This is a genomic window from Elizabethkingia sp. YR214, assembly GCF_003058195.1.
In the GTDB taxonomy this organism is placed as follows: Bacteria; Bacteroidota; Bacteroidia; order Flavobacteriales; family Weeksellaceae; genus Elizabethkingia.
Window position 1 is genome coordinate 26,433 of record NZ_QBUH01000010.1, and the last position, 14,526, is coordinate 40,958.

General features: G+C 36.6%; 15 protein-coding genes. 4 read left to right on the forward strand and 11 right to left on the reverse strand.

Going from position 1 to position 14,526, the window contains the following annotated elements:
* Positions 1-50: 50 nt before the first annotated feature.
* Genes C8J95_RS16475 through C8J95_RS16485 form a run of 3 tightly spaced genes read right to left on the reverse strand, consistent with a single transcriptional unit; the run spans position 51 to position 2,548 of the window.
* On the reverse strand, positions 51-998 hold the full coding sequence (locus C8J95_RS16475; RefSeq protein ID WP_078402679.1) for a transketolase family protein: 948 nt from the start codon (positions 996-998) through the stop codon (positions 51-53).
* Between the two features lie 17 nt (positions 999-1,015).
* Positions 1,016-1,867: a transketolase gene (locus C8J95_RS16480; protein WP_107809818.1), complete on the reverse strand. Its 852-nt coding sequence runs from the start codon at positions 1,865-1,867 to the stop codon at positions 1,016-1,018.
* 57 nt (positions 1,868-1,924) lie between these two features.
* On the reverse strand, positions 1,925-2,548 hold the full coding sequence (locus tag C8J95_RS16485; protein ID WP_107809819.1) for a hypothetical protein: 624 nt from the start codon (positions 2,546-2,548) through the stop codon (positions 1,925-1,927).
* 176 nt (positions 2,549-2,724) lie between these two features.
* On the opposite strand from C8J95_RS16485, the gene C8J95_RS16490 reads away from it, so the two are divergent.
* Positions 2,725-3,789 carry a peptide-N-glycosidase F-related protein gene (locus C8J95_RS16490; RefSeq protein ID WP_107809820.1) on the forward strand — a complete coding sequence of 355 codons (1,065 nt, stop codon included), beginning with the start codon at positions 2,725-2,727 and terminating at the stop codon, positions 3,787-3,789.
* Positions 3,790-3,908: 119 nt separating this feature from the next.
* On the opposite strand, the gene C8J95_RS16495 is transcribed toward C8J95_RS16490, so the two are convergent.
* From C8J95_RS16495 to C8J95_RS16530, 8 genes are all read right to left on the reverse strand, one after another.
* Complete coding sequence (locus C8J95_RS16495; protein WP_107809821.1) at positions 3,909-4,319, reverse strand: nuclear transport factor 2 family protein; 411 nt, start codon at positions 4,317-4,319, stop codon at positions 3,909-3,911.
* 10 nt (positions 4,320-4,329) lie between these two features.
* On the reverse strand, positions 4,330-4,854 hold the full coding sequence (locus C8J95_RS16500; protein ID WP_107809822.1) for a TetR/AcrR family transcriptional regulator: 525 nt from the start codon (positions 4,852-4,854) through the stop codon (positions 4,330-4,332).
* A 104-nt stretch (positions 4,855-4,958) separates the two neighbouring features.
* Positions 4,959-6,251 carry a glycosyl transferase family 1 gene (locus C8J95_RS16505; protein ID WP_107809823.1) on the reverse strand — a complete coding sequence of 431 codons (1,293 nt, stop codon included), beginning with the start codon at positions 6,249-6,251 and terminating at the stop codon, positions 4,959-4,961.
* Positions 6,252-6,476: 225 nt separating this feature from the next.
* Positions 6,477-9,008 (reverse strand): YfhO family protein, encoded by a 2,532-nt coding sequence (locus C8J95_RS16510; RefSeq protein WP_107809824.1) that lies wholly within the window; start codon positions 9,006-9,008, stop codon positions 6,477-6,479.
* A 73-nt stretch (positions 9,009-9,081) separates the two neighbouring features.
* Positions 9,082-9,312: a hypothetical protein gene (locus tag C8J95_RS16515; RefSeq protein WP_107809825.1), complete on the reverse strand. Its 231-nt coding sequence runs from the start codon at positions 9,310-9,312 to the stop codon at positions 9,082-9,084.
* 10 nt (positions 9,313-9,322) lie between these two features.
* Positions 9,323-10,351, reverse strand: coding sequence for a DUF6263 family protein (locus tag C8J95_RS16520; protein ID WP_107809826.1), 1,029 nt, complete (start codon positions 10,349-10,351; stop codon positions 9,323-9,325).
* Between the two features lie 13 nt (positions 10,352-10,364).
* Complete coding sequence (gene rlmB / locus C8J95_RS16525) at positions 10,365-11,123, reverse strand: 23S rRNA (guanosine(2251)-2'-O)-methyltransferase RlmB (RefSeq protein ID WP_107809827.1); 759 nt, start codon at positions 11,121-11,123, stop codon at positions 10,365-10,367.
* A gap of 80 nt (positions 11,124-11,203) precedes the next feature.
* Positions 11,204-11,674: a DinB family protein gene (locus tag C8J95_RS16530; protein WP_107809828.1), complete on the reverse strand. Its 471-nt coding sequence runs from the start codon at positions 11,672-11,674 to the stop codon at positions 11,204-11,206.
* 162 nt (positions 11,675-11,836) lie between these two features.
* Between C8J95_RS16530 and C8J95_RS16535 the strand changes: the two genes are divergently transcribed.
* Genes C8J95_RS16535 through C8J95_RS16545 form a run of 3 tightly spaced genes read left to right on the forward strand, consistent with a single transcriptional unit; the run spans position 11,837 to position 14,526 of the window.
* Entirely contained in the window at positions 11,837-12,841 is a 1,005-nt protein-coding gene (locus tag C8J95_RS16535; RefSeq protein WP_059155224.1) for a MoxR family ATPase, read from the forward strand.
* Between the two features lie 12 nt (positions 12,842-12,853).
* Positions 12,854-13,660 carry a 4-hydroxy-tetrahydrodipicolinate reductase gene (gene dapB / locus C8J95_RS16540; protein WP_107809829.1) on the forward strand — a complete coding sequence of 269 codons (807 nt, stop codon included), beginning with the start codon at positions 12,854-12,856 and terminating at the stop codon, positions 13,658-13,660.
* A 2-nt stretch (positions 13,661-13,662) separates the two neighbouring features.
* The gene (locus C8J95_RS16545) at positions 13,663-14,526 is read left to right on the forward strand and encodes a DUF58 domain-containing protein (protein ID WP_107809830.1); all 864 of its coding nucleotides are present in this window, start codon (positions 13,663-13,665) and stop codon (positions 14,524-14,526) included.

Here is a 14,526-nt window from a genome sequence, read left to right on the forward strand (position 1 = left end):
ACAAAAAAGGCCGGATATTTTCCGGCCTTTTAGTATTTATAAGATTTTGATTATCTGTTCAGAATTCTTTTTACAGCTTCTTTTACAGCTTCAGAATCAATTTTATATTTCTTCATTAGTTCTGCAGGTGTTGCAGATTCTCCGAAGCTATCGTTTACAGCAACAAACTCTTGTGGAGTAGGTCTTCTTCTTGCAAGCATACCTGCAACAGACTCTCCTAAACCTCCAAGGTAGTTGTGCTCTTCAGCAGTAACAAGTTTACCTGTTTTTTCTACTGATTTCAGGATGATTTCTTCATCTAAAGGTTTAATTGTATGGATGTTGATTACCTCACAAGATATACCTTCTTTTTCTAACTCGTCAGCAGCAACAAGAGATTCCCATACTAGGTGACCTGTAGCTACGATAGTTACATCTTTACCTTCCTGTAGAAGAATTCCTTTACCAATTTCGAAAGGCATATCTTCCGGAATAAATACCGGAACAGTTGGTCTACCGAAACGAAGGTATACAGGACCTTCATAATCAGCAATAGCAATAGTTGCAGCCTTTGTCTGGTTGTAGTCACATGGGTTGATCACTACCATACCTGGTAACATTTTCATCATCCCGATGTCTTCTAAAACCTGGTGAGTAGCACCATCTTCTCCTAATGTAAGACCAGCATGCGAAGCACAGATTTTTACATTTTTCCCGGAGTAAGCAATAGACTGACGGATTTGATCATATACTCTGGATGTAGAGAAGTTAGCGAAAGTTCCGGTAAAAGGAATTTTTCCGTTAATTGTTAAACCAGCTGCAATACCCATCATGTTAGCTTCAGCAATACCTATCTGGAAGAATCTTTCCGGAGCTTTCTCGATGAATTTTTCCATCTTCAAAGAGCCGATAAGGTCAGCGCATAAAGCAACTACATTTGGGTTTTTATCTGCAAGTTCAGCAAGCCCTGCTCCAAAGCCTGAACGTGTATCTTTTTTTTCTGTATAGGTGAATTTCATTTTTTTGTTTTGAAGAATTAATAGTCTGCTACCTCGTCTAATTGTAACTGATCCAAAGCTTTGCCTAGTTGCTCATCATTAGGAGCTTTTCCATGCCATGCGTGTGATCCCATCATATAGTCTACTCCGTAACCCATTTCCGTATGCAAAATAATAACAACAGGTTTTCCTTTTCCTGTTTCTTCTTTTGCTCTGCCCAGGATTCCGATTACTGACTCCAGGTTGTTACCGTTTTTCTCTTCCAGAACTTCCCATCCGAAAGCTTCTAACTTAGCATGAAGATTACCAAGGCTTAATACATCATCTGTATCACCATCAATTTGTCTTCCATTATAATCTATTGTAGCAATAATATTATCTACTTTCTTAGCAGCAGCATACATGAAAGCTTCCCATACCTGTCCTTCCTGAAGCTCACCATCTCCGTGCAATGTATATACAAGAGCTTTATCACCATCTAATTTCTTACCCTGTGCAGCACCAAGAGCAACAGAAAGCCCCTGTCCTAATGAACCGGAAGCAATTCTGATACCTGGCAAACCTTCATGAGTTGTTGGGTGGCCCTGTAATCTTGAATTTAATTTTCTGAAAGTATTCAGCTCTTCAACAGGGAAGAAGTCGAATCTTGCTAGTGTACTATAATATACAGGAGAAATATGTCCGTTGGACAAAAAGAAAAGATCTTCTCCTTTCCCTTCCATAGTAAATGGTAACTTGTAATTCATCACTTTACCGTATAATGCAGTAAAAAACTCAGTACAACCTAAAGAACCTCCAGGGTGGCCACTGTTTACAGCATGAACCATACGTACAATATCTCGGCGGATTTGTGTAGCGATGTTGCTTAATTCATCAATACTCTTAGTCATAATTAAATTTATTTCCGAGCAAAAATAAGGAAATTATATGGTTTTTGAGGAATGAGATTAGTCGTCTTCGATTTTTATTTTTCCAATATTTGCAGCTTTATATCCTATAGTCTGTATACAAGCCTTACCTGTACAATGATAAGCCTGAAGAGATTTGTCCTTTATGCTTCCTATTATAATATAAGGGATACGTTGTGATTGTTCGTCCAAATGTATACCAGCGAGAATAAAACGATCATTGTCTACCCATGCAGCATCATCTATCCATGCCGAGGATCCCATAAAGTAGATCCGGGAACTTTTGTGATTTTGCATATTGCCAAGGTCTACCTGAGAGTCTATGTCGTATGCTGCTATATACTTCTTTTTCTTTTCATCATAATAAACAGATGAACTGTACAAATCGATAAAATGTTTTTTATCCGGAGAGAAAATCAGCAGATCTTTATAGTTTTTCACGAATGCGGTAAATTCTCTGACAGGCTGATCTTCCTGAGAAATATTATCAAATCCGAAATTATTATGTGCTTTGAAATTTTGAACAGAAAACTCGGGAATAGAGGCTTTCCATGTTTTGAGTTGCTGGTCGAATAGCTTCCGGAAATCAGATAAATCCTGCGGTGCTTTTTGTGCAAAAACAAAAGAACTTAGTAGTACAAAAATAATCAGGTAATTTTTCATTCATATATGTTTATCTAAAAGTAATAAAAATAGAAAATCTGTACTGAGTATTGCAGAGGTTTTATAATTTGGATAATTAAAAATGAATCTTTGTTAATAAATTGGGGTTTAATTTGACTTTTAAAACCATTTATTAAATAAATACAATATATTCGTATAACAAATCGCAATAAATTATGAAAAAACTATTAATTTTTAGTGTATCTGCTTACTTGATGGCAGGTATCATTTCGTGTAAAGGTGTAGACAGTGCAACACCTGTAACAGAAGATCACTTAGCTCTGAATGCAGTAAATGCCCAGGTGGATAATACTGTAAATATTAAAACATTCGACAAAGTAAAAAATGCTTTTGGTGACGGACTTTCCCAAAGTGCTGAAGGAGCCTTTACATTTCCGGCTGATGTAACAACAATAAAGACGATTAAGATGTTTATTAAAAATGAATGTCCTAACAAGACTTGTGATGAGTGGGATCGTTATGCCAATGTTTATGTGAAAAATAAAACAACAGGGGAATGGTATGAAATAGGACGCTTTATTACTCCATATTGGGTGGGGACGGAAAAATTACCCCGCGGACTGGAAATAGACGTTACCGATTTCAAATCTTTACTGTCCGGAAATACAGAACTTAAAATTTATACGGAAACATGGCTGGCCAAAGGAAGAGAATACAGTGTAGATTTCGATTTTGTATATGGTACACCGGATTATAAATATTCAGCTGTCGTACCTGTAATCCAGTATAACAAATCATCTATTGACGGTGTTCCTTATGGTAAAGCACATACATTGGGTCTGAAAAAGAATATCCAGTTACCAACAAACACGGAAAAAGCTTATCTTAGAACTACTATTTCCGGATGGGGACATGCTAAACCATACGATGCAGGAAGCAGAGGCTGTGCAGAATGGTGCTTCAGAACACATACTATAGCGATAAATAATGCGAATACTTTCCAACATCAGTTGGGTGCTTTAGGATGTTCAGCCAACCCTATTAATAATCAGAGTCCGGGAAATTGGGCTCCTGACAGGGCAGGGTGGTGTCCGGGAATGGCAGTACCAACACGTATAGATGTGCTGAATAACTCATTAGTGGGTGGTACTTTCAGTTATGAATATAAGTTCCAGAACTGGACAAACAACGGAACCAATGGAGACGCTTTTTATGCAATTTCCAGTTTTGTAATTGCAAAAAGTAATACACCGATTACTACCCCGGTAGTTACAAACTAAAAAACAGAATATATTCATTTATAGATAAAACCGCCTTGGCAAGGAATCAATTACTTTTCGGGTACTTGAAAAACACCCCGCAGATGAAAATCTGCGGGGTGTATGTTTTTAGTAAGAAGTTACAGGTAAAGTTCCTCAGCTGATATTTCTATATCGTTTATGCTTGCATATCTTTTCTTCATCAGTCCGTTTTCATCAAACTCCCAGTTCTCATTTCCATAGGCACGAAACCATTTCCCTTCTTTATTTCTGTATTCATATTCAAATCTTACAGCGATCCGGTCTTCTGTATGAGCCCAATACTCTTTTTTCAGTTTATAATCCAGTTCATTTTCCCACTTCTGAGTAAGGAACTGTACAATTTCTTTTCGGCCGTTTATAAACAAATGTCTGTTTCTCCACTCACTATCCGGAGTATAGGCTAATGATACTTTTTCAGGATCTTGTGAATTCCATGCATCTTCTGCCATTTGTATTTTTTGTTTCGCTGTTTCCAATGTGAATGGCGGTACAGGTAGTTTCTTTTCCATTGTGTATATTTTAGATAAGGTTATTAATTATATTTTGTGAAGTTTTGATCAATTCATTGGAACGAAATAACTGACTTTCTATAATAGAACTTTCAAACAAAAGGTAGATGTGGTCCGCCTTTACTTTATCATCAAGCTGAGCTCTAAAAAAGTTCCGGAGGTCCTGTTTATGCTTCTGGATTATTTGTAAAATAGCTGTTTTGTCTGTTGGAATTTCTGACAATAGATTGAGAAAACTGCATCCTCTGAAGTTCTCCTTTTCATTCATTGCTATTAAAAAATCGAATGTTGATAAAATATTTTGTGTAGGTTCCGAAGATTTTGAAACAAACTTTTGTAGTTCACCAAACCAATAGTCGTGGCGGGAATTTAAAAATGCAGCACAGAGATCGTCCTTGGATTTAAAATGCTGATAAAAACTTGCCTTTGCAACCTTTGCTTCGCTGATGATCTGATTAATTCCTGTACTGTTATATCCCTGCTGGTGAAATAATATTGTTGCTGTATCCAGAATCCGTTCACGAGGTGAATTCATATCTAATCATTTTGAACAACAAATGTAGTTTAAATAAAATGAACAGACAAGTCTGTCTATTTATTTTGTAAACTTTTTTAATCCCAAGATTTCAGGCTATTCTATTAAACTATTGAATTCAGAAGGCTGGCCAGATTTGCTGTAAGATTTTTTCTGGAAAACTGCATCAGGTTTTCAGAATTCTGATTAACAGTATTATTCTTCCAGTTGTTATAATTTTGGAGAACAAACGATCTTATAGCTTCATGATCTTGGTAGGTAAAGTGATTACCTGCTTTAGTTTCATTAAGGATTTTTTCGACATCTGCCTTTTCCGGTCCTACAGAGAGAATAGGATTTTGTGTAGCCAGGTATTCAAATATTTTCCCCGGAATAATTCCGGCCGATTCTTGTTTCGGGAAATTGGTAATAAGCAGCATATCTGCATTTTCCATTTCCTTTACGGATTGTTCATGTGGAATATATCCAACAAGGTTCAGGTTATCTTTTAAGGGAGAACTTTGTAGATTTTCTAATATAATATCATCCACACGTCCTACAAATCGGAGTTCAAAATTTTGTGCAAAATCAGAATCTTCCTGAACGATATCGGATAAAACTTTCCATAGATTTTCAGGATTTCTTAGCTGTTCCAAAACACCGATATATGACAGTGTGAACTTTGAGTTTTTAACGGACTTTTTATTGAGCTCTTCTTTATCAAATCCATTAGTAATACAAGCAGAGTTAGCACCAGCTTTTCTAAAGTTTTCAGCATCGCCATAGCTGGTAGCCAGAGTAATATCAGCAGTCTGAAAAACTTCTTTTTCCAGTTTTCGGTGCTTCTGATCGGCCCATGGGGTAAGCTTCAGGTGTTTGTAATACGAAATTTCGGTCCAGGGATCACGAAAGTCTGCAATCCATTTAATAGCCGGAAAGTATTTTTTCAGACCTTTTCCTATCAAGTGTAGACTATGAGGAGGGCCTGTCGTTACAATAACATCTACAGGATTGGTTTCAAGGTATTTTTTCAGAAAAGAAATTGATGGATTAACCCAAAATTTTCGGGCATCCGGAATAAAGAAATTCCCACGAACAAAAATAGAAAGCTTAGATTTCCACGACTGGTTTTTTCCTACATCGAATTGTCCTGCTTTAAATTTTTTATTCTTCTTATTTAGCTTTTCAGCAAGCTGATAAGGCTCCCAGATTTTGTTCTGTATAATCTGTATATTCTTTGGAACATCTTTTACCAGACTTTCATCCAGTAAAGGATAAGACGGATTCTCCGGTGTATAAATAATGGGCTCCCAGTTGTTCTCCGGAAGATATTTGGCAAACTTTAGCCAACGTTGTACACCAGGTCCACCCGCAGGAGGCCAGTAATAAGTAATGATAAGAATTTTTTTCTGCTTCATAATTTTAACCGCATAAGTGGCAAAATAAAAAGTATATACTCAGAGCCTGAATTTATTAACCACATAGAATCATAGTTTTTATAATGTAAATGAAGGTGTCCCAGACACTAATTTAGAGTACATAGCTAATGTGTAAAACTCATTTTCTGTGTAAACTTTCATTTATCCAATAACCTGACTATGTATCTATGTGGTTTATTAAAATTTAAATATACCTATAATGGTTTATTTTTCACTTTTGGTAGTTTGTTGTTCTTTACGCTGATAAAACCAAAATCCTAGTGCAGCTAATAAAATGAATAAACCTGCTGAGGCCAGTGAAATAGTTTTTCCTTTCTGGATAACTTCCGGTTCAAAAGCCATTCTGATCTCATGCTTTCCGGCAGGAACATGAACTGCACGTAGAAGATAATCTGCTTTTATATAGTCAGTTTCCTTTCCGTCGATATAGAATTTCCATCCATGTGGATAATAGATCTCAGACATTACTGCTAACTGAGGAGTTGCAGATGAGGTTTGGTATACAATCTCGTTTGGCTGGTATGTTTTAACCGTAATCTTTGCAGCAGGATCAGCCTGAAGAGTTTTTCCGTTAAGATACTTCTCATCTTCTTTTCCGACAACAGCCACCTTTTTATTATCAACTTTAGAAATAAGATCAATTTCTTCGTTTGGAGTACCAGCTATTTTTACTTCACTTACAAACCATGCAGGTCCGTTCGCAAATGGGTTTTCTTTTGGTTGTATTCCCGTTTTATCTGCTACTAATACATATTTGGTATTAAGCATATTCAGGATATTCGGATCTCCGCCACCATTGAAATATTTGTTGATAAGGTCGTCGTAACGTCTAAGTTTTGCCGCACTATAGCCACCTACAGAACTTACGAAGTATGAAGTATTTGTTTCATTGAACGGCCCTAATAAGGTATTGAAAACTCTGTAATGACTTTTATCTGCTTTAGCAATACTTTCCAAAGCCTGATTAACAGGAGCCTGTTGTAAAAGTCCTTCGATATAAGAATTACCATTGGATTTTGCCAGATAGCTTTCAGAAGCTTCAGTAATAAATGGATTTCTTGCGAACATTTTATCCGCAAAATTATCATTGTTCAGGTAGCGTTTGTTTACAGTCCAAAGGTCAAATAAACTGACCACACCGATAATAATTAATGCGATATTCTGATTCAGTTTTTGTTTCATTACCATAAACATAGCTCCAGCTGTAATCAACACATATAATATTGCTTTTATAGCATCGGTACGGAACATGGAATATCTTTCACCAACTAAATAATCAAGAAGGTATGACGGTAAATACTGTCCTTCTAAATCTGTATGTAACCCAAGAATGGTTTTACCAAAAAGAATTAAAATTAATGTGATCCCTACAACACTTCCCGTAGTGTAGGTAAGAACTTTCTGTTTATATTCAGCTGTTAACTTTTCATCTGTAAAGAAACGGTATAGTCCGATAATAGCAATAAAAGGGAAGAGTAATTCCACTACAACCAGAATTGAAGACGGAGCTCTGAATTTATTATATACTGGTACATAGTCTATAAATAAATCTGTTAATGGCATAAAGTTGCTTCCCCATGCCAACATAATGGTCAGCACTGATGCACCAAGAATCCACCATCTGTATTTAGGCCAAGCAAAGAAAAAGCCTAGTATAGCCAAAAATACCACTACAGCACCCTGATATGCGGGTCCTGAGGTTCCTGGTTGATCTCCCCAGTAAGTAAGACTTCCGGTAAGACCTTTCATCATATTATTAACCTCTTCCTGAGAGGTTGCATTTTCCTGTACCAGTTGTTGAAGTTTTTCGGTCATTTTATCACTTCCTTCTTCCTGACTGGCGCCACCCATCAATCTTGGGATAAACAGGTTTAGCGTTTCAGTGACTCCGTAGCTCCACATGGTAATGCTTTCTTTGTCCATACCCTGTATATCTTTCTGTCCACCAGAAGATTTCAGAATTTGTTTGCCACGGACAGTTTCTTTAACGTATTCAGCATTGGAAAGCATTCTCTGGCTGTTCATGCCTAAACCTAATACCATAGCAATCCCCACAACAGCTGTGGAAATAAAGAAATGTTTATAGTCCTTAGTCTTCAGAATAGCACGAAGGAGTTCCGAAAGGAAAAAGAAACCCAAAGCGATAAAAAGATAATAGGTCATCTGCGGGTGATTGGCCATGATTTGTAATGCCATAAACAAAGTTGTGGCTACAAATCCCCAGAAGTAATTTCTTCGGATATACACCAGAAGAATAGAGGCTACTAAAGGCGCAAAGTAGGCTATTGTATGTACCTTACCATTATGCCCTGCAGCTATAATAATACAGAAATAAGTAGAAAGTCCAAAGAATGTAGCCCCCAGAAGAGCATACTTCCAGTTGCGCAGTGCAACCATTCCCAAAAAGAAAAAGCCTGAAAAAAGCAGAAACAGATAATTGGCAGGTTTTGGCAGAAACATCAGTAGATCATCTACTTTTTTTACGATGTCTCCACTGAACTTTGCACCTGTCTGATAGGTAGGCATACCTCCAAACATAGCATCACTCCAGTAGGTTTCGTTGCCTGTTTTAGCACGGTATTCCAGCATTTCCTGTGCACCACCTCTGTAGTGAACAATATCAGGCTGGATAAGCTCTTTACCTGTTAAAATAGGATTGGCATAGAATACAGCCATTAGTATAAATAATACTAGGCTGATACCAATAAAAATACTATTCCTGTTGCTTATTTTCATTCGTATATTTTTGTTTATGGCTTTGCCACTGATTCTTTGTTTAATAGCACACTCATAATTTATCTGTTATAAATTATTTACGTGTTTCATCTTTAATTTCTTCGTATTCTACAGTTTCTGCATCCCAGTTAAGATTTTGTTTGTCTTTTTGCTGAGACTGGTCTTCTTGTTTTTTTTGTTTTTCGGACGCTTGTTGTCCGGTCATTCCCTGATAGAATGGCTGAAAAAATATTCTTTTCAGTATATTCCATACAAAAAAGATGATAATTACAATTAGAATGAATTCAAACAAATATTTGAACATTGCTTTTTGCTTAAGGGTTTATTTTAGTTGTTGAAACATTTTTCTGCGTTGCAGATTGCGTTTGTTTTCCGTCGCTTAAAGTTTGCGATTGGGTAGAGGTCATTGTAAGAGTAGATGATTTCATCCATCCTGTTTGTGTATCAAGCTTCAAAGATCCGTTTTGTATTCCCTGAAGACTGACTGTTTGGGTAACACCGTTTTGAGACTGCTTATCTGTCTTTTTAGGAATTCCGCCTTGTACCGTAATTTCAGCCACACCATTTTCTACTTTTGCTAAAGTAAAAGTTGTAGAGCTTTTTAGTTTTCCGTCCGGGCTTAGGTTATTACTTTCAGTAAAGCTCTGACCAACTTTTAATCCTTTTTCAGGGAAAAGGTTGATATTGGTTTTGAATTGAGCTTTCAAAGCTTCTTGATTAAACCCTTGCTTAAATCCTTCATTCAGTGCTTTACGCTGATTAGCATCTTTTACGGCACTGTTTACAGCAGTATTCACTTTAGCATAAATAGGTTCGAACCCTTCGAAAGAAATAATTTTTCCGGTTTCACTCATCTTCATTTTCAAAGTGTTCCCCATCAAAGCTTTATTTACTTTCCAAAAGATTTTCAGATTTTCATTTTTAGGCTCAGCTCCGTTTGTATCAACGCTAAGCGTTTGTCCCTGAACTGATCCTGTTTGCTTTTTAGAGATGAAATTTACATCCACATCATAAACTCCTTTGTCAAAGTTTGTCACTGTGAAAGTCATATCATCAGTAGTCTCATTGGTATTAGATTGAGTCTTGTCACCCATTGTCATGCTCTGAACATCTTTTTGTGACAAAACAAAAGGATAAGCCTTTCCTTTCTCTAATTTATATTTAAGGGTGTAAACACCAGCAGAATCAGAAATAGCAGGTTTTACCTCTGCTTTTGCTTCTGGTGAAGTTTCTGTTGTTGTTTCTGTTTTGTTACCCTCGGTTTTGGTTTCAGTCGTTTTTCCTTCCTTTTTACATGCAATCAGTGATAAACTTATTGCTGCAAAAGCTAATACTTTCTTCATTTCTTTGTAGTTTTTAGTGATTGATAATTCTCTGTCTTACGGCTTCATATAGAATAGCGCCACATGCGACAGATACATTAAGCGATTGTGTTTTTCCTTCAATAGGTAGTTTTATTTTTTCATCAGCATGATGTAGTACCTCTTTGGATATTCCTGTTTCTTCATTCCCCATAACAATACATACAGGTTCTGTAAAGTTTTCCTCATAAATAAGCTTCTGAGCTTTCTCTGTAGCTGCAAAAACTTTGATGCCCGACTGTTGAAGGAAGTCAACGGCATGAGCAAGATTTTTCTCTTTGCAAATTTTTACATTATAAAGTGCCCCGGCTGAAGTTTTAATAGCATCCGAATTAATAGGAGCAGCTCCTTTCTCCGGAATAATGATAGCGTCTACACCTACACATTCTGCAGTACGGCTTATCGCACCAAAGTTTCTTACATCGGTTAGACGATCCAGTATCAGAATGAAAGGAGTTTTGCCTTCTTCAAAAAGCCGTGGCAAAACATCTTCTATTTTATAAAAAGGAATATCTGATATAAATGCAACAACACCCTGGTGATTTTTCCGGGTAAAACGGTTTAGTTTTTCCACAGGAACATAATTAGCACGTAGGTTGTGCTGAGCCAAAAGTTTTTTTAGATCAGCAACTATAGGTCCCTGTAATCCATTTTGTACAAATACTTTGTCTACAGTTTTACCTGCTTCTATTGCTTCTATTACAGGTCTTAGCCCAAATATGAAATCGTCTTTTTTATCTTTATTTTCTTGCATTCAATATTCTTTTAAATATTATCCTCCTGCAAAGAGGAGACCTGTTTTCAAAATTAACCGTTTTTTATGGTATTTTTATGTTAATACATTTCTCCTATAATAGCTCTTTTCTGTGCCATTATATATCCAAGGTGTTGACCTTCATGTATATTATTGAAGAGTACTGCATCCTCAATATTTTTAAGATCCATTCCCAGGCTTGTGGAGTAATTCGTGTAATCCAGAAAGAAATTTTCGTCATAGTCATTCGCCATAATTCTGGAAGTTTCAGTAAGTAGAAAATTAAGATCTTCTATTTCTTCCTGCGATACATCCATGTTCGGCAACGTCCCTTTTTTATAAGTTTCAATCCAGTATTTATCTATTCTGAAAGGATTTCCGCTCAGGTAGTATATTAACAGTTGTTGTGTTGCCACACAATGTGCAATATTCCAATAGATATTGTTATTAAAGCCATCGGGAATCATCATCAAATCCTGGTGACTGGTTTTCTGAAGGACATCGGCAAGGTTTCTTCTAATAACGCGATGTGCTTTGAAAAGGTTATTCACTATTTATTCAGATTAATTTGCTCCAAAAGTAATCTAAATCGTGCAAATTGCCTAATTTTAAACGCTTAACTTTAACAAACTTTAACGATAAATAACGTTTAATTATGGTGGTTTTTGCAATGTTTTTGCAGAAATTTACCCACTAAAATTGAATTTAAGTCTATGTCAGAATATAATCAAGCAGAGGATATTAAAATTTTAATGGAAAAGGTGAAAGAGAAGAATTATTTTTTCTCTCTTTTGAAGTCGGAAGTCAACAAAGTCATTATAGGTCAGGAATATATGATTGATAGACTCCTTATAGGACTTTTAGGAAATGGACACGTTCTGTTGGAAGGGGTTCCGGGACTGGCAAAGACGTTGGCGATAAAAACATTGGCCGATGCTGTGCAGGGGCAGTACTCCAGAATTCAGTTTACACCAGATCTATTGCCTGCTGATGTAGTAGGGACTATGATCTATAATGTAAAAGACAACGACTTTTCAATTAAAAAAGGACCTGTATTTGCAAATTTTGTACTGGCTGATGAGATTAATCGTGCACCGGCAAAAGTGCAGTCTGCATTGTTGGAGGTAATGCAGGAAAAGCAAGTGACGATAGGAGATACAACGATGAAGTTACCAAAGCCATTTTTGGTATTGGCTACTCAAAACCCGATTGATCAGGAAGGAACCTATCTGTTGCCAGAAGCACAGTCCGACCGTTTTATGATGAAGTGTAGTATAGATTATCCTACATTTGAAGATGAGCGTAAGGTAATGCGTATGGTTTCTACATCAGATATTCCGCAAATTAACCCTATCATATCATTGGAGCAGATTGTTGAAGCTAAAGAACTTATCAACAAAATCTATTTGGACGAGAAGATAGAAAAATATATTCTGGATATGGTTTTTGCAACCCGTTATCCAGAACAATATGGATTATCAGATCTTAAAAACTACATTACTTTCGGAGCATCACCAAGGGCATCTATCAACCTAGCAATTGCTTCCAGAGCATTAGCATTTATCAGAGGGCGTGCATTCGTTATTCCGGAAGATGTAAAAGAAATATCGAAAGATGTATTACGCCACAGAATAGGATTAAGTTTTGAGGCTGAAGCTGAAGAAATGACGGCTGAGAAAATTATTGATGCTGTTTTGTCTAAAGTACAGGCTCCGTAATTATTTTATAAAATGAGTATTAAGATATGTATTGCCGGAGTTACAGGCTGGGCAGGTTCGGCGCTTAGTAAGGGAGTATTGCAGGAACCGGATATTACTCTGGTTTCAGGTATATCTAGGAGTAATGCCGGGAATAACCTTGCGAATATTCTTGATGTTACAACTCCTGAAATTCCGATTTTTAAAGATATTGAAGAAGCTCTGGAAGGACCTTCTTTTGATATTCTTTTTGAATTTACAAAACCAACGATTGCCAAACATAATGTTGTACAGGCTATAAAAGCCGGGAAGGACGTTATTGTAGGAACATCCGGATTGTCGGATAGTGACTATGAGGAAATCGAAGTATTGGCAAATCAGTACGGAGTATCGGTTTTAGCAGTTGGGAATTTTGCAATCACAGCTGTCTTGTTACAGAAGTTTTCGGTAATGGCAGCAAAGTATATTCCTAATTTTGAAATTATAGATTATGCCAGCCATTCAAAGCCAGATGCCCCAAGCGGAACGACTTTGGAATTGGTAAAAAAAATATCGGAAGTACAGACCTCTACAGATATTGTAAAAGATGAAGATATAATTGGCTATGCCAAGACAAGAGGTGAAAAAATAAACGGAGTCAGAGTACATTCAGTAAGACTTCCTAATTATATGATTTCTGTAGAATCTATTTTTGGATTAAATGATGAACGCTTAACTATTCGCCATGATTCTGGTATGGGAGCTGAACCTTATGTACAAGGTGCAATTCTGGCGATTAAAAAGATAAACACTTTTAAAGGCTTCAGAAGAGGTCTGGATAGTGTTTTGGATGAAGGATAACAATGGATATAAAAGATATTGTAAAAAAAGTAAAGCAGATAGAAATCCGGACTAAGAGAAGTACGGATGCTATGCTCATGGGGCAATATCATAGCGCTTTCAAAGGGCAGGGGATGACTTTTTCTGAAGTCAGACAATACCAGTTCGGTGATGATATCCGAAGAATTGACTGGAACAAAACAGCACGTTTCCGTGAGCCTTATGTAAAAGTAATGGAGGAGGAACGAGAGTTGACTGTAATGTTGATGGTTGATATTTCGGCTTCTATGAATTATGGTACCCATGCTTCATTGAAAAGAGAATACGTGGCCGAAATTTGTGCTACATTGGGATTTTCTGCAGTAACTAATAATGATAAGGTAGGACTTATCCTTTTCGCAGATAAGGTCTATAAAGTTATTCCGCCTAAAAAGGGAAGGCCACATGTATTGGCTATTATCAGTAGTATTCTGAATGCCGATTATATTCCGTCAAAAACCAATCTGGATGTTGCATTGGGCTATCTGATGAAAGCTTTTAAAAAGAAGAGTTATGTTTTTCTTCTTTCAGACTTCAACGATCAGTTTGATGTGAAGAGCCTTCGGGTTGTAGGGAATAAACATCAGCTTCTAGGTTTCGGGGTGTATGATGAAAAAGATATGCAGATTCCGGATATCGGATATGCTTTACTAAATGATGCTGAGACCGGAGAAAAAAAATGGGTAAATACATCCAGTGCAAGATGGCGGTATCAGTTTGCAGAGCAACAAAAACAAAAAATTAAAAATACAGAAGAAGCATTTGATAAAAGTGCTTCGGTATTCTTGAAACTCAATACAGGGCAGGATTATACCAAGCCATTGTATAATTATTTTCAGACACGATAA